The 20,260-nt window shown below is 55.3% G+C and carries 22 protein-coding genes and 1 tRNA gene; 9 read left to right on the top strand and 14 right to left on the bottom strand.

Annotated elements, in window-relative coordinates:
* The first annotated feature begins 346 nt into the window (after positions 1 to 346).
* The 4 genes from NK667_RS25705 to NK667_RS25690 all read left to right on the top strand — a co-directional run bounded on the left by NK667_RS25705 (position 347) and on the right by NK667_RS25690 (position 2,261).
* The gene (locus tag NK667_RS25705; RefSeq protein ID WP_054616512.1) at positions 347 to 637 is read left to right on the top strand and encodes a type II toxin-antitoxin system RelB/DinJ family antitoxin; all 291 of its coding nucleotides are present in this window, start codon (positions 347 to 349) and stop codon (positions 635 to 637) included.
* Complete coding sequence (locus tag NK667_RS25700; RefSeq protein WP_054616511.1) at positions 603 to 917, top strand: type II toxin-antitoxin system YafQ family toxin; 315 nt, start codon at positions 603 to 605, stop codon at positions 915 to 917. Before NK667_RS25705 ends, NK667_RS25700 begins: the two co-directional genes overlap by 35 nt.
* A gap of 256 nt (positions 918 to 1,173) precedes the next feature.
* Positions 1,174 to 1,584 carry an MbcA/ParS/Xre antitoxin family protein gene (locus NK667_RS25695; protein ID WP_054054346.1) on the top strand — a complete coding sequence of 137 codons (411 nt, stop codon included), beginning with the start codon at positions 1,174 to 1,176 and terminating at the stop codon, positions 1,582 to 1,584.
* On the top strand, positions 1,584 to 2,261 hold the full coding sequence (locus NK667_RS25690; RefSeq protein WP_054616510.1) for an RES family NAD+ phosphorylase: 678 nt from the start codon (positions 1,584 to 1,586) through the stop codon (positions 2,259 to 2,261). The genes NK667_RS25695 and NK667_RS25690 overlap by 1 nt, the downstream gene beginning before the upstream one ends.
* Before the next feature lie 219 nt (positions 2,262 to 2,480).
* On the opposite strand, the gene NK667_RS25685 is transcribed toward NK667_RS25690, so the two are convergent.
* A complete protein-coding gene (locus NK667_RS25685; protein WP_063869700.1) occupies positions 2,481 to 2,717 on the bottom strand; it encodes a hypothetical protein in 237 nt (78 codons plus the stop codon).
* Positions 2,718 to 2,942: 225 nt separating this feature from the next.
* On the opposite strand from NK667_RS25685, the gene NK667_RS25680 reads away from it, so the two are divergent.
* Genes NK667_RS25680 through NK667_RS25670 form a run of 3 tightly spaced genes read left to right on the top strand, consistent with a single transcriptional unit; the run spans position 2,943 to position 4,571 of the window.
* Positions 2,943 to 3,164 (top strand): tautomerase family protein, encoded by a 222-nt coding sequence (locus NK667_RS25680; protein WP_054616509.1) that lies wholly within the window; start codon positions 2,943 to 2,945, stop codon positions 3,162 to 3,164.
* Positions 3,161 to 3,817 (top strand): DsbA family oxidoreductase, encoded by a 657-nt coding sequence (locus NK667_RS25675; RefSeq protein WP_054054352.1) that lies wholly within the window; start codon positions 3,161 to 3,163, stop codon positions 3,815 to 3,817. The genes NK667_RS25680 and NK667_RS25675 overlap by 4 nt, the downstream gene beginning before the upstream one ends.
* Positions 3,818 to 3,860: 43 nt before the next feature.
* On the top strand, positions 3,861 to 4,571 hold the full coding sequence (locus NK667_RS25670; protein ID WP_054616508.1) for an SDR family NAD(P)-dependent oxidoreductase: 711 nt from the start codon (positions 3,861 to 3,863) through the stop codon (positions 4,569 to 4,571).
* A gap of 410 nt (positions 4,572 to 4,981) precedes the next feature.
* Here the strand turns inward: NK667_RS25670 and NK667_RS25665 are convergent, their stop codons facing one another.
* Together NK667_RS25665 and NK667_RS25660 are read right to left on the bottom strand one after the other, a co-directional pair.
* On the bottom strand, positions 4,982 to 6,676 hold the full coding sequence (locus NK667_RS25665; protein ID WP_054616507.1) for a GmrSD restriction endonuclease domain-containing protein: 1,695 nt from the start codon (positions 6,674 to 6,676) through the stop codon (positions 4,982 to 4,984).
* Positions 6,677 to 7,353: 677 nt separating this feature from the next.
* Positions 7,354 to 8,415, bottom strand: a complete 1,062-nt coding sequence (locus NK667_RS25660; RefSeq protein ID WP_054616505.1) for a hypothetical protein — start codon at positions 8,413 to 8,415, stop codon at positions 7,354 to 7,356.
* A 385-nt stretch (positions 8,416 to 8,800) separates the two neighbouring features.
* On the opposite strand from NK667_RS25660, the gene NK667_RS25655 reads away from it, so the two are divergent.
* Complete coding sequence (locus NK667_RS25655) at positions 8,801 to 9,442, top strand: BRCT domain-containing protein (RefSeq protein WP_054616504.1); 642 nt, start codon at positions 8,801 to 8,803, stop codon at positions 9,440 to 9,442.
* Positions 9,443 to 9,601: 159 nt separating this feature from the next.
* On the opposite strand, the gene NK667_RS25650 is transcribed toward NK667_RS25655, so the two are convergent.
* From NK667_RS25650 to NK667_RS25620, 7 genes are all read right to left on the bottom strand, one after another.
* Positions 9,602 to 9,677, bottom strand: a tRNA-Thr gene (locus NK667_RS25650).
* 78 nt (positions 9,678 to 9,755) lie between these two features.
* Positions 9,756 to 10,580 carry an FkbM family methyltransferase gene (locus tag NK667_RS25645; RefSeq protein ID WP_054616503.1) on the bottom strand — a complete coding sequence of 275 codons (825 nt, stop codon included), beginning with the start codon at positions 10,578 to 10,580 and terminating at the stop codon, positions 9,756 to 9,758.
* Between the two features lie 310 nt (positions 10,581 to 10,890).
* Positions 10,891 to 12,123 (bottom strand): methyltransferase, encoded by a 1,233-nt coding sequence (locus tag NK667_RS25640; RefSeq protein WP_054616502.1) that lies wholly within the window; start codon positions 12,121 to 12,123, stop codon positions 10,891 to 10,893.
* Positions 12,104 to 12,793, bottom strand: a complete 690-nt coding sequence (locus tag NK667_RS25635; RefSeq protein ID WP_054054362.1) for an ABC transporter permease — start codon at positions 12,791 to 12,793, stop codon at positions 12,104 to 12,106. Before NK667_RS25635 ends, NK667_RS25640 begins: the two co-directional genes overlap by 20 nt.
* The gene (locus NK667_RS25630) at positions 12,790 to 13,485 is read right to left on the bottom strand and encodes an ABC transporter permease (RefSeq protein ID WP_054616501.1); all 696 of its coding nucleotides are present in this window, start codon (positions 13,483 to 13,485) and stop codon (positions 12,790 to 12,792) included. The genes NK667_RS25635 and NK667_RS25630 overlap by 4 nt, the downstream gene beginning before the upstream one ends.
* Positions 13,486 to 13,563: 78 nt before the next feature.
* Complete coding sequence (locus tag NK667_RS25625) at positions 13,564 to 14,310, bottom strand: ABC transporter substrate-binding protein (RefSeq protein ID WP_054054366.1); 747 nt, start codon at positions 14,308 to 14,310, stop codon at positions 13,564 to 13,566.
* 13 nt (positions 14,311 to 14,323) lie between these two features.
* Positions 14,324 to 15,097, bottom strand: a complete 774-nt coding sequence (locus NK667_RS25620; RefSeq protein ID WP_027922189.1) for an ABC transporter ATP-binding protein — start codon at positions 15,095 to 15,097, stop codon at positions 14,324 to 14,326.
* A gap of 551 nt (positions 15,098 to 15,648) precedes the next feature.
* Between NK667_RS25620 and gabP the strand changes: the two genes are divergently transcribed.
* Positions 15,649 to 17,040 carry a GABA permease gene (gene gabP / locus NK667_RS25615; RefSeq protein ID WP_054054367.1) on the top strand — a complete coding sequence of 464 codons (1,392 nt, stop codon included), beginning with the start codon at positions 15,649 to 15,651 and terminating at the stop codon, positions 17,038 to 17,040.
* A 73-nt stretch (positions 17,041 to 17,113) separates the two neighbouring features.
* Here gabP and NK667_RS25610 read toward each other — a convergent pair whose 3' ends face one another.
* From NK667_RS25610 to NK667_RS25595, 4 genes are all read right to left on the bottom strand, one after another.
* On the bottom strand, positions 17,114 to 17,566 hold the full coding sequence (locus NK667_RS25610) for a hypothetical protein (protein ID WP_054616500.1): 453 nt from the start codon (positions 17,564 to 17,566) through the stop codon (positions 17,114 to 17,116).
* Between the two features lie 6 nt (positions 17,567 to 17,572).
* On the bottom strand, positions 17,573 to 17,989 hold the full coding sequence (locus NK667_RS25605; RefSeq protein WP_054054374.1) for a hypothetical protein: 417 nt from the start codon (positions 17,987 to 17,989) through the stop codon (positions 17,573 to 17,575).
* A 37-nt stretch (positions 17,990 to 18,026) separates the two neighbouring features.
* The gene (locus NK667_RS25600) at positions 18,027 to 19,001 is read right to left on the bottom strand and encodes an alpha/beta hydrolase family protein (protein WP_054616499.1); all 975 of its coding nucleotides are present in this window, start codon (positions 18,999 to 19,001) and stop codon (positions 18,027 to 18,029) included.
* A 68-nt stretch (positions 19,002 to 19,069) separates the two neighbouring features.
* Entirely contained in the window at positions 19,070 to 20,128 is a 1,059-nt protein-coding gene (locus tag NK667_RS25595; protein WP_054616498.1) for a PDDEXK nuclease domain-containing protein, read from the bottom strand.
* Positions 20,129 to 20,260: the final 132 nt, after the last annotated feature.

Below are 20,260 nucleotides of genomic sequence, written 5' to 3'. Positions count from 1 at the left end.
TTACACAGGATCGGGGTTTTTGGCGGGGTTGGGGTGATTGGGGTCAAAAAAGATGCTTGGGCCGAAGAGGTTTGGGCATTTTTTGGAGGGTGGGGCTTACGGCTGTGGTGGATTCTTCCTGCAATGGTCTCGGAGGTGTCTTAGGGAGCGTTGCGATCGGGCTGATGGTTGGCGCTAGCCAGAGCGGTTGTAATAGGTCGACGAACTTCCAGCCAATAGCCAGGACGTTGTCCATTGAGCTGGTGTCAGGCCGTTCATCAACTTGGCATTGACCGAAAATGAGACCCCCGATCACAATGCAGAGGTAGCGCCAATGTAGCTACAGATTAACAGTGAGGTTATTGCCATGGGTGCATTACTGAAAACCACTGACGTGCGTTGCCGCATTGATGAGGATCTGAAATTGCGTGCTACAGAAGTATTGAGCGCTTGCGGGCTGAGCATCAGTGACGCCATGCGTCTTTTTCTCCGTCAGGTCGTAGCGACTCAAGGGCTCCCGTTTGAGGTGCGCGTCCCTTCTGAGAAGACCGCACGCGCCATGCTGGAAGCACGAGATATTCGCCAGCGGTTCGGCTCGATAGACGACATGCTGAGGGACGCTGATGGCGAAACCGGAAAAAAAGCAAAAACGCGCTGAGTTGCCGAAACAGTGCGCACAAACTTCAGAATTCAAGAAGTCTTGGGAACGATACAGGCGGGCTGGGCGTCGTGACATGAATGAAGTCCGCCAATTGATGGTCATGCTGTTTCTTGGTGAACAACTGCCGGCTGAGTATCTGGATCACGCTTTGACCGGCGATTGGGCTGGATTTCGGGAGTGTCATATTGGTGGCGACTTTTTGCTGGTCTATGAGCACACACGTTCCGATTTGATTACGTTTGTTGATCTCGGAAGTCACTCCGAGCTATTCAAATAAATCGCGTGTAGTGGTATTAACGCGGTTCTTACTCTAAAAAAGCAGCCCAAAAAGGCTGCTTAATTCCCCCCCCCCCGGAACACCAATTTTTCGACACCTGAAGACAATCTGTCTCGTACTCCTGGTCGTTTCTCTGTAACGGATAATATCTGTGCCAATTTGCCTGCATTAGGTATGTCCGTTTGCGGATAAAATTCACATATCTATCCGTATCTGTACTAGTCTGAACCCAAGACATTACAGCGGAGGCGATCACATGCCTACCTCATCACCAGTCCTAAGCCCACAGCAACAACTCGACTCCCCCGAAGCCGGTCGGGTCGCGCTCAAGTTTTTCTTCAACCTCATGGAGCGCTGGGGCTGCAGCGCCGAGCAACAGCGCACGCTGCTGGGCAAAGTCGGCAACACCACGTTCTACAAGTACAAACACCTACCGCCCAATGTGCGTTTGCCCCACGACACCCTGGAACGCATTTCCTACCTGATGGGCATCCACAAAGCGCTGAGCATCATCTTCAGCAACAGCCGCGAGCGCGCCTACAAATGGGTCAGCAGCCCCAACACCGCTGCGCCGTTCAATGGGCAAACTGCTTTGGATTACATGCTGGTCGGGCGCGTGGTGGACATCGCTGACGTGCGCCGCTACCTCGATGGAGTGCGCGGTTGATGGCGCCTGAACTGGTCGATCCGCAATGGTCGCGGGCCTATCGGATTGTTAACAGCTGCTTTCCGCCGATCTCGTTGTTTGAAGATGTGCTCGATCCGGAAGACTTGCCCACTGCCTATGCACTGGAAGCATTGACCAACGATCGGTTGATGGAAGAGGCGGGTATGCTCTCCCGAGTCCCTCCCGAAGATCGAATCTCAGGCCCCGGCTCTACGCCGGTTATGGCGGCGTTTACTCACATCGGTAAAACCAGCCGCTTTACGGATGGGACGTTTGGCGTCTACTACGCGGCCAGTAGCCAGGCTGCTGCCATTGCCGAGACGAGCTATCACCAGGAACGATTTCTCGCTGCGACCAATGAGCCGGATCTTGAGCTGACCATGCGGACTTACGTCAACAAGGTCGTCAAACCGTTGCATGACATTCGGCAGAACTATCCGCACCTGCATGATCCAGACCCTACTGCGTACGGTCAGTCCCAAGCGTTCGCGAGGCAACTGCGTGAAGCGATGTCGTGGGGATTGCTCTACAACAGTGTTCGGTTGCCGGGGCATGAATGTGTTGCCGCGTTTCGACCGCCAGCGGTGTCGATTCCGAAGCAGGGGAAGCACATTCGGTATGTTTGGAGTGCGAGTAGTCGGAGGATTTCGTTTGTGTTTGAGGTGAGTGAGGTTTGAGCGGGGAGGCCCGAGATTGTTAGGAATTGCGACTGATTTGGCCGATATCTAAACGTTATTATGCAAAAGGCCTGATTTATGATCGTTTTTGAGCAGCAATAATCGATTTTATGCAGGAAGCTGGATTTCTAACGATATTCATCAAGCCAAAAAGCCTCGAGCAGTTCGAGGCTTTTTTATTCGTGCAGAGTGGATTTTGAGGCGACGTTACTGCGGCAATTATTCCCCGGAGCGTCGAGCCACCTTTACCACGTCATCGATGATTGCTTTGCTCATAACCTCGGAACCTTGCGAGTGGGACACGGGTGATCTGATAGCGACCTCATTCTCTTTTGCGTCCGGGTTTTTGATGCAATCAGTGATGAGTATCGAAAGCTTCATTTCCTCCGCCATTTGGCTGGCGACTTCCTCGTCATGCGTGACGTGGAACGGGCTATCGAAGTATTGGATTACCATGAGCATTCTCCGTTTCGGCGATATCTAACATTTGCGAAAGATGGAGGTTGGCCGATTCAACATTTCTGCTGCAAACAGTTCTAGCGCACATCGCCGCCGCAATCATTACACCACGTAACTAATGATGTTCCCGCCCCCACCTTTATCCCCCTGACCCAACCCCCTACATTTATCTCCAACGCCTCCCCATCATCCCGACGGGGCAGGTCACTGGAGATTTTCCTCATGCCTTTCGTAAGCGTTCGCATCACCCGCGATGGCGTTACCTCGGAGCAGAAAGCTCAGGTGATCGCCGAAATCACTGAAACCCTGGAACGCGTCCTCAAGAAGGACCCGCACCTAACCCACATCGTGATCGAAGAAGTCGACACCGATAACTGGGGTTACGCCGGGATGACCACGACCAAGTACCGCAAGCAACTGGCTGACGCGGAGGGCAAATCGTGACCGCTTCCGTCTCTATCGATTTCATCTCCGACGTGGTGTGCCCGTGGTGTGCGTTAGGCGCGACGGCGCTGGAGCAGGCGATCGAGAACGTGGCCGGTGAAATCTCGGTCGAGCTGACCTACAAGCCTTTCGAGTTGAACCCGGACATGCCGGCAGTCGGCGAAAAAGCCGTCGAGCATTTGATGCGCAAATATGGACGCACCGCTGAAGACGTCGCCGCCGGCAAAGCGATGCAGATCGCTCGCGGCGAGGCCCTCGGTTTCACGTTCGATCTGGAGAAACGCAGCCACTTCTACAACACCTTTGATGCGCACCGTTTGCTGATGTGGGCGTTGCAGGAAGGACGGCAGGTCGCACTGAAGAAAGCCTTGCTGCGTGGTTATTTCTCTGACGGCCAGAACCTGAGCGATAGCGAGACGCTGGTTCGTCTGGCAGCGGAAGTGGGCCTGGATGCGGAGGCTGCCCGTGAGGTGTTGGCGTCCGGAGCGTTTGCCACTGAAGTACGTGATCTTGAGGAGTTTTACCGCGAACGCGGCATCAACTCGGTCCCGGCCATGGTGCTAAACGGTCGTCATCTGGTGTCCGGTTCGCAGTCGGTCGAGTACTACGAACAGATGTTGAAACAAATGGCGCAGGCGCCTGTTGAAGCCTGATTCATCACCTATCCAAACCATTATTTATTAGTTGAGGTTCATCATGAGCAATTCGAAAAAAGTCATCGTTATCACTGGCGCCTCCCAAGGTCTCGGCGCAGGCATGGTTAAAGCGTTCCGTGAACTGGATTACAAAGTCGTCGCCACTTCGCGTTCGATCAAGCCTTCCACTGATCCAGACATCCACACCGTGGCGGGCGACATCGGCGACCCGGCAGTAGCGCAGCAAGTTATCCGTGAAGCGATTGAACGTTTTGGCCGTGTCGATACTTTGGTCAACAACGCCGGGATCTTCGTTGCCAAACCGTTCACTGCATACACCCAGGAAGACTACGCCGCTGTGCTGTCGGTGAACTTGAATGGGTTCTTCTACATCACCCAACTTGCGATTACCGAGATGGAAAAGCAGGGCAGTGGTCATGTCGTCAACATCACTACCAGTCTGGTGGACCATGCGATTGATGGCGTGCCGTCGGTATTGGCTTCGTTGACCAAGGGTGGCTTGAATGCGGCGACCAAGTCGCTGGCGATTGAGTACGCCAAGCGTGGGATTCGGGTGAATGCGGTGAGCCCTGGCATCATCAAGACGCCGATGCATGGTGAGGAGACTCATGAAGCGTTGGGGAGTTTGCATCCGGTTGGGCGGATGGGGGAGATCAGTGACATTGCGAAGGCTGTGGTTTATCTGGATGGCGCGAACTTTGTTACTGGCGAGATTCTGCATGTGGATGGTGGGCAGAGCGCGGGTCACTAAGAGCTGATTTTACAAACCGCAGAAACAACAAAGCCCTCGCAGAAATGCGAGGGCTTAATTTTTTTTGGTGTCCGCAGCCCGATTCTTTGGCTATCGGATGGACTGCAAAAAACAGGTGTGGACATTTTGTGGACGTTTTCCAAAGCCCAGAAACAACAAAACCCCTGCATTTCTACAGGGACTTTGTTCTGTATGGTGCGGCACCAGACGAACGATATGTTTTGGCGAGACTAGGTTTTTCGGGCGAATGGCGTTCGCTGGAAAATTTAGCGTACTCCAACTAGTAACTATAAATAAATCAGCTAGTTATGGCGCTTATTGGAATCGAATTGGGCTTCAGTGGTGAGTACCAAACATTCACATTTAGCCTGACCTAGTCCCTGCTAGCACGTCCTAGGGTGAGCACCGCTTCATAGCTCAGTCATCAATGCTTCAATTATTTTGTCGTGTCTTAACTGAATCGCGTCCTTCCCCCAAATCTGCATGTTAGTGACGAACGTGGCTATTTCTCGCTGCTGTGCGTTGTGTGTGTAGGTAGCCAGCTTTCTGGCAAATACGATATTGCCCACGGCACAGTTATGGGATTTGGAAAGCAGTAGGTAATTGCCAAGGCAGTTCAGATATTCAGAGGTGAACGTTTCATCGTATTCATCGTATCCGTGGGGCATGCCTGTGGGTTCATTCCTAGGTGCAATGTGCTCGAGTTCTGGGCTCTGGATGGTGTCAAAACGCTTTGGCATGTAGCCCCGCTGGCCGCGACGCTCTAGGTGAATTTCATATTTCCAGAGCAGGTGCTTGGCTGTTGCATGGTTGATTTCCCCCTGCAGCGCCTCTTCCAATTTCTCGGTATTCCAATAGGCCCACCAGGATTTATCCGTGTTTTTCAACCAATTGATGTGCTCAACTATCGGGGTGATACTACTGTCTTTAGTGGTGAAGGCTTCATAAACTCCGTTGATTCGAGCGGTAATGTCGGCACGCGTACCAATTAGTCGATGGCGCACGATCAAACCTTCAAAAGCGCTGCACAGTGCACCAATGTCAGTGATCGGCAAAGCGTAGCGATAGGCCTTGATGATAAACGGCAGAGTGATCGCAATCCCACTGAGCGTCACCAACGAATGGATCTGGAAATGTTCCTTCTCGTGCTTGCCAAAAAAATCGGACAGGTGGAGAAAACTAGCAGATAACGATCGGGTGAAAGACTGAATGAACTCGATGGGTTCATTGCCAGCGAGCATTTTCCCTATTTTTTCTAGAGTATTGCTTTCCCATAGAGAATTGAAATCAACACGAAGGGTATATAGCAAAACATCATCTTCGTTGATTCGGTATTCAATGGCGGAGATGGATTTGTAGATGTTCTCGAACCGCCCTTTGATTTCGGCGATTAACTGCGCCTTATGATCGCCGTCATGACCATGCAAGTGCACGGTGTACATAAACTGCGCCTTGACGACTTCAAGGTTCGAGGGGCGTTTCCCGCGGTTGTTCTGAAAGATGAACATCTGAATCGCTTCTGACTCATCTCGCACCGGGTGCGTGGTGCAAACCGCCTGGCAGACGATTGCTAACATTTCGGTCAAATAATCTTCCGATTTATCTCGAAGTTGCGCCTTGAAGTAGTCGAATGCCCGAACGATTCGCTGGGCGGATGCGGTTTCAAGGCCATGGTGATCGGTTTTGGATTGGTCAATTACGTAGTCGACGAACAATTGATTGTCATAGTCGACTGTGTTGAAGCGGATTTCACTGCGCCGCCTTATCATGTCTTCGAAACAAATATGCTCGGGGTCGGTCAATTCGCGAAGGGATTTGAGTCGGGTGAACAGCGCTGCGAGAAACAAGGTTAGGGTAGTCAGACGCTGCTGGCCGTCGATCACCCGAAAGAGTTGCCCGGCTTCCTCAAACAGAAAATGCCCGAAGTAGTAAGGGCTTCGGGTATTGCTGGCTCGATAATCTTCCAAATCCGAAAGGAAGACGTCTGTTTGAGTGCTGCGGCCACTAGTATCGGTGGGTGTCTCCCAGGAATAGGCACGCTGGTATGCGGGAACTACGATGCGGTTGTTGGCCATCATTTTTTGGATGGTTGTTGAAGGTTCCACGGATAATGTCCTTATAAGCTGCCAAAAAAATGATGGCCATGGGCCGCATGATCCCTGAGTCCCTACTTTTCCACACCGTTTTTTGGCTGTGGCTCGCTAAGATCTAGGAAAGGGGAATACCCATTTTTTGTTCGTGGAGGGAGATTACACCCCTCAAATTGAGGAAGTCTCCGCCTACCTTTAGTGGAGGAGGTAGCGTTTCACTACCCCCGTGAACGCTACCTGAACTTGCTGGAAAACCTTCCTTTTACCACCCTGGTTAGGTAGCTATTGAGCCCGTGGCCAGATCGAGCGAGCCGCTGCAGTTCGAAAACCACGGCTGCGCCTAGTTGCGTGTCATCGTAGAGATATTTCCATCCATCGCTGAATGCGACGACTATTGATCCTGGTCCAATCTCGTACCCAGCGACGCCTGAATCACCAGCTCTGTTTCCGTACCGTTCCATGCTTTCAATCCTTCTGCGATGGCTGATGTTCACCTACGTGGACATTGGTGATAGTGGCATGAAGGTTTGGCCGGAGGCACGACAAGTTTGCGAGGTAGATACCCGGCCTTGCGGCGATGTTTGTGGTGGGAAAGTTTGCGGCGCGCTTGGTAACTTCGATGCCAACCGAACCTGCCAGGAGACATGGAATGCCGATCATTACTTTAGCTGCGCCGCTCGTGAATGCATTGCCTAATACAGGCCGTTGGCGTTGATCAAATCGATTATCAAACGCTCCAGCAGATCACTTAGCCATTTGATTTCAACCATTTCTTTGTTGCTCAGTCCAATGATTCTGTCCAGTCGCTCGCCATGCGCTGATTTGTTTCGAACAAAATATGTATATTTTATACACAGGGCTGCGATGAGTTGTTGGTTGTCCAGTTTTGCAGCTTTCAAATGTTTTTCTATATGCACTTCTACAACGTCAAGAAACCCGGCTTTGGTGAGGAATTCCTGTCGGTACGGGAGGGTTTTTTTGAGGACATGCATCAGTCTAGCGTCCGTGTACCGCAATACGAAGTCACGAAATGCTTTTGTTTTTTTGTAGTTTTCAAAATCGTTAAGAATAAGTTGTCGCCAGCGTATTTTGCTGCGTAATTTCTCCGCCGTCATGTTTTCGATCATTTTGGCCGCGGTTTCCGATGCGCTCGGATGATTCAGAATGAACGTCCTGGTTTCCCTATGACATTCATGATCACTGGTTTTTTTGGCGATGACTCGATAGAGCGCGTTGAATGCCTTCCAGAGAGAGTCAAAGCGATCAAAAATGTCAGTCTTAGTCTTTGACCGAGTGAGGTGGGAAGCGGCTTTCAGTAGACCCAGTCCTTTTTCGGATTCCTTAAAAATTACTTTAAGTGGGTCAGGTTTTAACTCGGAAAGAAAGTGGGAGGCGAGTTGCGCGTGGCTCTTGAAGTCGGAGGCGCCAATATTCTTTTCTTTGGTCAACTTGTTACGGTAACTTGTTGATATCTTGATGGATAAAATTTCTGGAATCGACTGTTTGACGCCGATGTAGAAAAATATAGCTTTTGTAATCTGCCCATATAGCGCGCTTTGATAGTTGTTGAATACGCCATCCAGATCTATCTCGGAAACACGAATGCATTGTAGCGCGATTTTGCTATTTGTGATTTCTAGTTGGTCGGTGTATGCCCCACCACCGTTGTATTCACAAGGTCCACTGAAGAGGACGGTTTGCTTTTCGCTGTTGTTGATTTTTATTTCAACACTGTAATGGTACTTGCTGCGCATTGGTCGTCCTTGGTTGGGTGGGGCAAGAGTTATAAAATATTACCAATATACCTGTATTGGTGGCTATGAGCCATTATTGACGATCAGGAGGGAGATGACGGAATGGGGAATCAGAGCTTCCTTCAGGTCCTAAGGTTTTGCATACCTGAAATGTCAGTCTTTACGGCCATTGAATTGGACGGAGGAGCGCGGCCGCCGCCATCAACAAACTTTTAAGCACGGTCCATGGGCTTGGCTGAACGGTAAGCCGAAACGTCGAATGGGGGCGGATTTATTTTCTGGCTAAAAATGAGGTATCTGCGCGCAGCGGTGCTAGCTTTGACCCCAACATTTATCCGCTAGTGCCTCGGTATCGGACCAGTACCCAACCCAAGGAAAACCCGTAATGGATCTACACAACGAGTTCGAGAACAGTAAATTCTTCCACCGTGCCCGTATCGATCAACGCGCTGCCGATGCCTTGGTTGGGTTGGCCGCCGGTATTACTGCGGACGGTGTTGTGAGCATCACGGAAGCGGTTTTTCTAAAGCAATGGCTGGAAAACAATCTCGCGCATCTGAACGATCCGGTGATCAATCTGCTGTATTCGCGTTTGGCGTGCATGCTTCAGGACAATGTTCTAGACATGGATGAGTCTCTGGAGCTGCTTAACATTCTGCGTGGTTTTTCTGGAATTGGCATTGAGAGACCGAAGGTTGGCGGTGCTGTTGCCGTTACTCCTACGGACCTTCCTTTCAATTCACCGATCCCTGATTTGGTGTGGGATGGTCGGATGTTTGTATTTACCGGAGTCATGGCCTTTGGGCCGCGCAAGGATTGTCAGGCGCTGGTCGAAGAGCGAGGTGGTTTGATTGGAGGCAGTGTGAGCAAGAAGGTGCATTACCTGGTTGTCGGTAGCGTGGGTAATGAGCAGTGGCGCCACAGTAGCTACGGAACAAAGATCATGAAGGCGGTGGAGTTGCGTGAGGCGGGAGCTTCGATTGCCATCGTCGGTGAGGATCACTGGCAAAGGATGCTGTTTGGTTGAGATTGCTTGGCAGCCATTTAATTTGGCTAGCGGATCGTCGATGGGTCTGACGGCCTCATCGCGAGCAGGCTCGCTCCCACGGATTTCGGGGTGTGGACAAAAAGTGGACGTTCCAGAAACAACAAAGCCCCTGCATTTCTGCAGGGGCTTTGTTTTGTATGGTGCCGGCACCAGGAGTCGAACCCGGGACCTACTGATTACAAGTCAGTTGCTCTACCAACTGAGCTATACCGGCGTGTTAGGGCGACGATTATAGCGATTGGATTGGTTCTGTAAACCCCTGAATTCAGACTATTTTTACGCGACCCTCAGGTTACCCGCGAACCAGTGCTTTTCTGAGTTTCTGAAGCGCTTTCCAGCCCCGGCTATTTTGCATCGCGCGCAGCTGTGCTTCGGCGTGTTCGGCCCGTTGCAGGGCGGTGGCGAGCTGCTGTTCAGCGTTGCTGACGGGGTAGCTGAGCGCATGCCCGTGGCACAGTTGGAAGTTGTCGAGGTTGCACGGTGGGATGTAGAAGGCGGGTTTTAGGTTCAGGTGTTCGTTGGCCAGGAACCAAGTGTTGATGCCGTCGAACAGGATGGCTTCGTAGCCGGCGTCGGTGACGAGGTGTTCCCAGGTGTGGTCGCGGGCCCATGGGGTTTCGATGAGGATGATCCAGGGGCGCCATGTGGCGAAGTCCATGCCGCGCAGGACGGTTTCTTCGTGGCCTTCGACGTCGATTTTAAGGAAATGGATGGGGCGGTTTTGGGCGTGCTGCTCGCAGATGGAGGTGAGGGTGCGGGCTTTGACGGCTTGACGGTGGACGTCCATGCCGAGGGCCGTGCGTTCCTGGCCGGTGGTTGGGTCGACGGTAGAGAGGCCGGTGCCGGGGATGCCGTAGAGGGTGAGTTCGTCGGCGCTGTCGCTGGCCACGCATTGCAGGTTGGTGTCGTTGGGGCGTTGTTGGCAGAGGGCGTCGTAGTAGGTTTGCATCGGCTCGACGTTGATGCCGGTCCAGCCACGGTCGTGGAAGGCTTTGGTGACGGAGTCGTGGACGGGGTCGTTGGCGCCGACGTCGATGTAGAAACCGTTTTCGAACTGTTTGAGGGCGCGCCACAGGCGGATGTCTTCGAAATTCTGTGCGTAAGAAATGAAGGTCACTGCGGCGTCCTGTCAGTCGGATTGTCTGCCTGTATATCAAGGGCGATTGCCGGGTGCAATTTTCCGTCCACGACGTCCGGAATTCGGCGGTTATGTCCTTTCGGTTGAATGCTTATGCACAACGGGACGTCCGTTGAGCCCTATCAGCGCCGCTTTTGTGGACTTGTTCTCATTTGTTCGCAAATCCCTGTTTTTAAGGTTTTTTATTCATGTGTACGAAAAATGAACAGTTATGTTTCAGCCGCGAAACAGTGCATTTATTGGATCCAGCAGAATTTCATCAACAGAGTTATCCACAGGCTGCGACTGTTTAAGTGCGTTCGGCCAGGATCAGGAAATTGCGCGGTGTGAGCGGGGTTTCGCAGAAGGTGCCAAGACGAACGGTATAACCCTGCTCGCTGAGGAAAAGTGCTCGATCCAGTACCAGCCACAGCTCCAACGGGCGTCGGAAAAGTCCCCGTAGCAGCTCCAGATTGCGCACTTCAGCCAGTCGCTTCCATCCAGCCGCTTCAAGCGCCGGCCAATCCTGCGGGCCGATTGTGGATAACTCCTTAAGTGCGGCCAAATGATGGCAGTAGTCTGCGAAGGATTTATCCAGCCAGGCGCTGGGCAGGGAGGGCGTTGGCAGGTATTCATCGATGCCGCGCAGTTGCCGTTGCAGCAGGTCGAAGGCTAGGCGTCGGGCCATGGACGTGTCGCGCTGACGTCGGACTCGAGCTCCTGCGGTAACGGTTTCGCTCATCGGCAGCGCGAGATCTTCGAGGGACAGCTGTAGGCCGGATCGCGAACCTGCCGAGGAAAGCGCCTTATACGTAGCCAGACTGATCCGGTTGTAACAGCAGGGCGCGACAGCCAGTTGTTTGCAGCCGACGGTGCTGGCGAGTTGTATCAACCGCACGTGCAGGTCACCACAGGCGTGCAGCGCGACCGGGGTGTGCTCGGCATTTAATAAGGAAGCTGCGTCAGCCGCGAGCACATCTTGCTCAACGTGCAGCGCATGTAACTGATGACGTTGGCTGAGTGCCTGGCCGCTTAGCACCAGCGACGGGTCATATTCCAGACAGGTCAGTTGTTGCCCGGTTTGCAGCAGGCGTCGGCCCAAGTGACCCTTGCCCGAACACCAATCCAGCCAATGCGGCGTCGGCGCTGCAAACGATAACCGACTGGCAAACGCTTCGATCTGTTGCCACTTGCGCCCCGGTACATCGACGTTCAACCGATGCCCGGCCTCCGCCAGTGCATGCCCCGGCAACTCACCCACTGAACTCAGCTCTAGGGACAACGCCGCCAAGGAAGCAAACGGCTCTGGCGCATTCAGCAAGCAAGGTTGGTTATGACTGTTTTCCGCATCCTCCAGCGATCGTCCGCGTAGCCAGGAAGACAGCGAAGGATAGGACGCTTCCCAGGGAAGCCGCAGATGAGTAAACGGTCGTGGCTTCCACAGCGCCTGATGCTCAATCAGAAAAGCATCCAGCGCTGCGAAACGGGCGAGTAGGGCCTCGCCCGTCAGCACGTAGGAAGAATCAACGCCCTTGGCAGGCATCGACGCGTAACCAGCGCTCCAGCAGCTTGAAGCCGCGTACCAGCACGTAAGCCATCAACAGATAGAACATGCCCGCGGCGAAGAAGATCTCCACCGGCAGGTAGGTGCGGGCAATGATGGTGCGGGCCATGCCGGTCAGTTCCAGCAAGGTCACGGTACTGGCCAAGGCGCTGGCCTTGAGCATCAGGATCACTTCGTTGCTGTAGGCCGGCAGGCCGATGCGCGCGGCTCGGGGCAGGATGATGTAGAACAGCGCCTTGGGCTTGGACATGCCCAGCGCCCGCGCCGCTTCGATCTCGCCCGGTGGAATCGCCTGGATCGCGCCACGCAGGATCTCGGCGATGTAGGCCGCCGTGTGCAACGTCATGGTCGCTGTGGCACACCAGAACGGATCGCGCAGGTACGGCCACATCGAGCTGTTACGCACCGCATCGAACTGCGCCAGGCCGTAATAGACGAGGAACAGCTGAACCAATAACGGCGTGCCACGGAAAAAGAAGATGTACGCGTAGGGCAAAGAGCGCACGTACCAGCGTCGCGACGAGCGCGCGATGCCCAGCGGGATCGCCAGCAACAACCCGGCGATCACGGCGATGGCCACCAGTTCCAGGGTCAGCGTCGCGCCTTGGGCCAGTTTCGGCAGCCATTTGATGATGACTTCCCAGTTCATTGGCTGCTCCTCGCGAAGCCGCGAGCGGCGCGTCGTTCCAGAAAGTACATACCGGTCATGGCCAGGATGGTCAGGCCCAGGTACATGAACGCCGCGACCATAAAGAAGGTGAACGGCTGCTTGGACACGGTCACGCCGATTTGCGCGTGACGCATAATTTCTTCCAGGCCGATCACCGACACCAGCGCGGTGTCTTTCATCAGGATCATGAACAGGTTGCCCAGGCCCGGCAGGGCGATGCGCCACATCTGCGGCATGATCAATCGGGTGAAGATGCGGAATTTCGACAGGCCCAGGGCCACGCCGGCTTCACGGTGACCTTTGGGAATCGCCAGAATCGCACCGCGAAACACTTCCGTGGCGTAGGCGCCGAAGCACAGGCCCAGCGCGATCACGCCAGCGGCGAAGGCATTGAGTTCGAGGTCTGGATTGCCGAAAAACTCGCCCAGGGCACGCATCAGATTGACGGTGCCGAAGTAGATCAACAGTACCCAGAGCAATTCCGGGATGCCGCGAACCAATGTCGAATAAGTGCCGCCCAGCCATTGCAACGGCTTGTGCGGAGATGTCTTGGCCAAGGCGCCGAGCAGACCGAGCACCAGCCCCAGGCACAGGGCCGAGAGTGCCAGTTTCACAGTCATCAGCGCGCCAGCGGCGAGCGCCGGGCCGAATCCGTAGAGGTCGATAATCATGGATTTCTTTTCAAATCGCGGCAGGCAATGCCAAAGACTGGCGCCGTCAGCGAACGGCGCCGGTCAGGCAGGTCAGAATCAATAGATGCTGAACGGGAAGTACTTGTCGTTGATTTTTTTGTAGGTGCCGTCTTCAACGATTTCTTTCAGGGCGAGGTTCAGCTTCGCGCGCAGAGTGTCGCCTTTTCGCACAGCGATACCGATTTTGTCGCTTTCTTCCACTGGGTCGCCTTTGAATTCGTAAGGGCGGCCGGCGTCGCTTTTCAGCCACTCGTAGTTGACGTACTTGTCGGCCAGGATGCCGTCCAGACGACCGGAAGTGAGGTCGAGGTAGGCGTTTTCCTGGGTGTCGTAGAGTTTGACTTCAACGCCTTCCATGTTGTCTTCCATCCAGGTGCCGGCGAGGGTCGCACGTTGTGCGCCGATCACTTTGCCTTGCAGGGAAGCCTTGTCGGTTTTGAAGTCGACGTCTTTCTTGGCGATGAATTGCAGCTTGTTGGAGTAGTACGGGTCGGTGAAGTCCACCGCTTGCTTGCGCTCGTCGGTGATCGACATCGAGGAGATCAGGAAGTCGAACTTCTTGGCGTTCAGGGCCGGAATGATGCCGTCCCAGTCGGACGTGACCACGGTGCAGTCGACTTTCATCTTGGCGCACAGGGCGTCGCCGATTTCTTTGTCGAAGCCGACGACATTGCCACTGGCATCTTTGTTGTTGAACGGCGGGTAAGCCGCTTCGATGCCCATCTTCAAGGTCTCGGCGACGGCACCGGCGCTGAAGGCCAGGGTGACGGCAGCCGCCAGGAAGATTCTTTTGTAGTTCTGCATGCGGGTAGCTCCGTTAGCGGTTGCTGGACATGAATTGTTTGCAGCGTGCCGAAAGCGGGTTGTCGAACACCTGCTGCGGCGATCCTTGTTCTTCTACCAGACCCTGGTGGAGGAACACCACTTCGCTGGACACCTGACGAGCAAAGCCCATTTCGTGGGTGACGAGCAACATGGTGCGGCCTTCTTCGGCCAGGGCGCGGATGACATTAAGTACTTCCTGGACCATTTCCGGGTCAAGGGCGGAGGTGGGCTCGTCGAACAGGATCACCTTGGGCTGCATCGCCAGCGTGCGGGCAATCGCCGCGCGTTGTTGCTGGCCGCCGGACAATTGCGCCGGGTAGGCGTGTCGCTTGTCGGCGATGCCGACCTTGGCCAGCAGGGCTTCGGCGACTTCGATGGCTTCGGCTTTGCTCTGGCCGAGCACGCGGCGCGGGGCTTCGATGATGTTGTCGAGCACGCTCATGTGCGGCCAGAGATTAAAGTTTTGAAACACAAAACCGATCTCGCTGCGCAGGCGATTGATCTGTTTGCCATCGGCGGCAACCAGTTCACCGTTCTTCGCGGCTTTGAGCTTGAGTTCTTCGCCGGCTACCAGGATCTGGCCCTGGTGCGGGTTTTCCAGCAGGTTGATGCAACGCAGGAACGTGGACTTGCCGGAACCGGAGGAACCCAGGATCGAGATCACGTCGCCGTCGCGGGCGGTCAGCGAGATGCCTTTGAGCACCTCAAGCTGTCCGTAGCGTTTGTGCAAGTTGCGGATTTCAAGCGCGGGCGTGGCCTCAGCCATGTGCGTTCCTCATAGTGTTTCGCTCCTGCTGTTGGCGGCCTTCCTGGCGAGGCGGCCAAGCTAGCATAGCGTTCGAATGGCAGCCAACAGCGCTACGGGCGGTAAACGGATGGCATGTGGCAGGTTGTCGCATCGCTACAGCAGACTGTCGCGCTGCTATCAACCGAACAGCCGTTTGAACCAGTTGCCCGGCGGGTGTCGCGTAAAAAAAGGCGCGATGTTGCCAGCTTTGGCGGGGTGTTGGAAGCGCTAACCGGCCAAACGTTCCTGATCTGCACTTTTATTGTGCATCCCACATTTTTTCAGTGTGTTTCTGGTGCGCTGGTTCGTTCTATAAGTGGGTCGCTGGGTAACGCTCTGGCGAATTGCCATTAATCTCAATGACTTGCGATGACCGTTCGGTCAGGCGGAAAGCCGCGGTTCTGGGGAGTCTGTAACATTTTGGCGCAATTATTGCGTGCAGAATAAGGAACGCCCCGTTGGATTCTTTTTACGAGAGAGAAGTGCCAGACGCGGTGGACTGAATCGCTTTCTTTGCAAAGGTAGTTTCGATGAGCAGTACCCAAAGCTCTAATGGCCTCGAACAGGGGCTCAAACCGCGTCATGTGACCATGTTGTCGATCGCCGGGGTTATCGGCGCCGGGCTGTTCGTCGGCTCGGGTCATGCCATTGCCGCTGCCGGTCCAGCCGTGCTGCTGGCCTACGCCGCCGCAGGCGCTCTGGTTGTATTGGTCATGCGCATGCTCGGCGAAATGGCTGTTGCCTCGCCGGACACAGGTTCCTTTTCGACATACGCCGATCGCGCGATTGGTCACTGGGCCGGTTTCACCATCGGCTGGTTGTACTGGTGGTTCTGGGTGTTGGTGATTCCGCTGGAAGCCAACGCCGCCGCAACGATCCTGCATGCCTGGTTCCCGAACGTGGCGATCTGGGCCTTCACCCTGGTCATTACGTTACTGCTGACCGTGACCAACCTGTTCAGCGTGAAGAACTACGGTGAGTTCGAATTCTGGTTCGCCCTGGTCAAAGTCATCGCGATCATTGGCTTCATTGGCCTCGGCATCATGGCGATTTTCGGCTTCCTGCCGAACAGCCAGGTCAGCGGCGTTTCGCACCTGTTCGACACCCAAGGCTTCCTGCCAAACGGCATGGGCGCTGTACTGGGCGCAATCCTGACCACCATGTTCTCCTTCATGGGCACCGAGATCGTGACCATCGCGGCCGCGGAATCGAAGAATCCCGGCCAGCAAATCTCCAAGGCCACCAACTCGGTGATCTGGCGGATCGGCTTGTTCTATCTCGTGTCGATCTTCATCGTCGTGGCCCTGGTGCCTTGGAATGATCCGGTCCTGGCCGCTGTCGGTTCCTACCAGACCGTGCTTGAGCGCATGGGCATCCCGAATGCCAAGCTGATCGTCGACATCGTCGTTTTGGTTGCTGTAACCAGCTGCCTGAACTCGGCGCTGTACACCGCTTCGCGCATGATGTTCTCCCTGGGCAAACGCGGCGATGCGCCGGCCGTTTCCCAACGCACCAACAAAAGCGGCACGCCGTACTGGGCTGTGATCCTGTCCACTGGCGCAGCGTTCGTCGCAGTATTCGCCAACTATGTGGCCCCGGCCGCCGTGTTCGAATTCCTGCTGGCTACTTCCGGCGCCATCGCGCTGCTGGTGTACCTGGTGATCGCCATCTCGCAATTGCGTATGCGCAAACAGCGCATGGCACGCGGCGAAAAAATCGCCTTCAGCATGTGGCTGTTCCCGGGCCTGACCTACGCGGTGATCATCTTCATCGTCGCGGCGCTGACCATCATGCTGTTCCAGGAAGCCCACCGCGTGGAAATCCTCGCGACCGGGTTCCTGAGTTTGCTGGTAGTGGCCGTCGGGTTGTTCGTGGCTCGTCGTCGCAAGCTGCAAAAGGTTGGAGCGGTGGTGTTGAACTGATTCACACCGCGTAATGCAAACGGCCGCTGTCAGTGATGACAAGCGGCCGTTTTTGTTTCTACTCGAAGGCTGATTACTCAGCCTTTTCTTCCTGCGCATCCAGCGACTCGCGATAGCTGTCGAGCGCGGTGCCGAAGTCGGTGATGAACTGCGGATCGGTCAGCCAGGCCTGCGCGGTGTCGCGGTCCATGCCGTCGGCCCACATGCGGTAGTCGATCAGCATGTCGGCAGCCAGGTGAGTGGCGGCCATGGCTTCGTTGTCGGCATTTTCCATGTCCAGCAGTTCTGGATGATCGCTGATGATGTCAGCGAGGTCCGACAGCAGGGTCAGCAGCATGTCGTTGCGGCCGATGGCTTCGGCGTCACGCATTTTGCTGAACATCGCCAGGGTGTATTCCGGGATCGGTTCGCCGATTTCGTCCATGTCATCATCCAGCGCGGCGGGTTTACGGCCATGAATGTTGATTTGCTTGGCTTTGATCTTGGCGCGTTTGGCGCGTTTCTGTTGCTTGTTCAGGGATGCCATGGGAACTCAGTTCGCTTTCGGTTGTGTTTGGGCCGCGATGGCGTCGGACGCCGCCACGTAGTCAGCCTGGAAGGCCGGGGATTCGATCCACGCCAGTGCGGCGGCTTCGTCCGCTTCGGTGGACCACTGGCGATACTCGATCAGGGCCGCGAGGATGAAGTCCATCGCGCCTTCTTCGCCTTCTTGTTCGTAAACCAGTGTCAGCAACGGGTCTTCGAGGAAGGCCGTGCACATCGCTTGCTGGCTGATTTTTTCTGCGTCGATCATGGTCTTGAACAGCTCGGTCAGGTCCACCGATTCGAAGTCGATGCGATCATCGTTCGGGTCCAGCTCGACCGGCGCAGCAGCTCGTTGGGTGCGGTTCTGCTTGGCCTTGGCTTTGGCGCGGGTGGCGCGTTTTTGCTGCTTGTTGGCGGAGGCCATGGGCGTCGTTCCGTATTTCGTTGAGAGGGCAGGTCACTCAGCTGCGGGGCACTCGCCGCCCGGGGGTATCGGGGGCCAGTTCGCCGTTTTGCAGCCAGGACAATGCAATGGGCCATAGTGTGGCTTGGTATGGGCTACGAAAAAAGGCGAAATGTCCGACTTCTTCTTCGCCGATGTCTTTCGGCTCGATTCGCAGATGGGTGGTCGTGCTGCCAGTGAAGTAGCCGAGCAGGCGTTCGATGGCCGGGATGGTGCCGTAAGGATCGTCGCTGATGCTGATGGCCAGGGTTTTCGCGCTGACGTTGGCGAACGGCAGCCGGCCGTGTTTTGCGTGGATCACACGGCCGCTGGGGCGCTTCTCGTAGCGGTCGGTAGGCGTACTCCAATCGCGGACGACACCGGCGGGCGTGTCTTCAAGCCAGCCGAGGCGTTTGCCGGGGAAGTAGCCGCAGATCATTGTCACCAACGGCATCACCAGATGCCACTTGCCGAACATCCGCCAGCGATGTGCCGGCGCGTAGTCGCACCAGTAAGCGAATTGCGCACCGACGGTCACCAAGTGCCGGATCAGGTGCCCAGAGGCTCCCAGGCCCGCCGCACAGCCGCCAAAGCTGTGGCCGACCACGTCGATGGGCTGGCCGGGGAAATCCCGCTGTGCGCGCTTGAGCATCGCTTCGAAGTCCAGCGCGCCCCAGTCGGTCCATGTGGCGTCGAGTCCTTTCAAAGAGGCCGGCCGCGATTCACCGATGCCACGGTAGTCGTAGGTGATGACGTCGAAGCCGTTGGCGAACAGGTAGTCGGCGAAGCGCGAGTAGTGGCGGCAAAGAACCGAGGTGGCGGCGTTGATGATCACCACCGGGCGATTCGCGTCCGGTTGGGCGTGCCTCCAGGTGAAACCGCCGAGGATGAAGCCGTCTGCGGCGGGCTCTTTGAACGGTTCGCCGGAAGCGGAGGTGGCCAGTGACAGCTCAATTTGAGTGGATGCCGGTGAGGGCGTGTCCTGCAAATTCATCGACTTCGAACCTTTGCGGGTGGCTGCCAACGATAGTCTTCGCGCAGCTCATGAACAATCCATCACCGCTACTGTGTTTGCTGGTTGAGTAACCGATCCGCAATTACCGCCCGCTCTCGATCCAGCTCTGCCCGCAATTCCTCCTCGCTCGGCAACACCAGTTTGTACTTGCTGGCGAACAGTTGTTCGTTGCCCTGTAACACCGAGTAGCGCACCACTGACTCGTTTTTTTGCGCGCAAAGAATGATGCCGACGGTTGGTCCGTCTTCGTCGCTGCGCTTGAGGTCGTCGTACATGCGGACATACATGTCCATTTGCCCGACATCCTGATGGGTCAATTCACCGCGCTTGAGATCGAAGATGACAAAGCATTTGAGCAGGTAGTTGTAGAACACCAGATCAATGTAGAAGTCTCTGCCTTCGGTGCTTATGCGTTGCTGGCGGGCGACAAAGGCAAAGCCTTTGCCCAGCTCAAGCAGGAAGCCCTGGAGTTGCTCGATGAGTGCTTGTTCGAGTTCGGTTTCCAGAACCAGTCCTGCATTGGGCAGGCCAAGAAACTCCAGCATCACGGGATCGCGGATGAATTCCCGAGGGCTTTCGAGCATCGCATGGATGTTGGTGGCGGCTTCGGCCATGACGACGGACTTGTCCCGACTCATCAGCAGGCGCTCGTAGTAGAGGGTGTTGATCTGGCGTTCCAGGGCGCGGCTTGACCAGTTCTGGTTGGCGGCTTCGTCCATATACCACTGGCGGGCGCTGTCACTGTCGACTCGCAGCAGCCGGCGATAGTGGGTCCAGCTCAATTCGAGACGCAGTGCGTCTCGAATTGGAAACGTCTGATAAAACAGACGCATTTTCCGCAAATTGGTCTCGTCAAAGCCCTTTCCGAATTCAGCTGTCAAACTCTGTGAAAGCGTCAACAACAACTGCTTGCCATACACCGCCCGCCGAGCCCCTTCCTGCTCGAACTCCACAATATGCCGTCCAATCTGCCAACAGGTTTGCACCTGAGCCGTATCGACTGCTCTCAACACTTTCTGGCGCGTCTGCCGAATCAGCTCGCCAAGGTTGCCAAGCAGCGAGGCGAGATGTGGGTCTTGAGTGTCTTCGGGTTTGAGGTTGCTCATGAAGTCTTCCGCAGCTGGATGAACTGACGGAAAAGAATGCCAACGACACATTGGTCAGCGATGCCGGGCGCGGCTGATAGATCGGAAGGAAATTCCAGATTCGTTTCGCGGGATCAGGCCGACGTCGCTGGA

It is taken from the genome of Pseudomonas nunensis, assembly GCF_024296925.1.
Classification (GTDB): Bacteria; Pseudomonadota; Gammaproteobacteria; order Pseudomonadales; family Pseudomonadaceae; genus Aquipseudomonas; species Aquipseudomonas nunensis.
The sequence above is the reverse complement of the archived record's forward strand: the minus strand, read 5'-3'. Positions and strand labels throughout refer to the sequence as shown.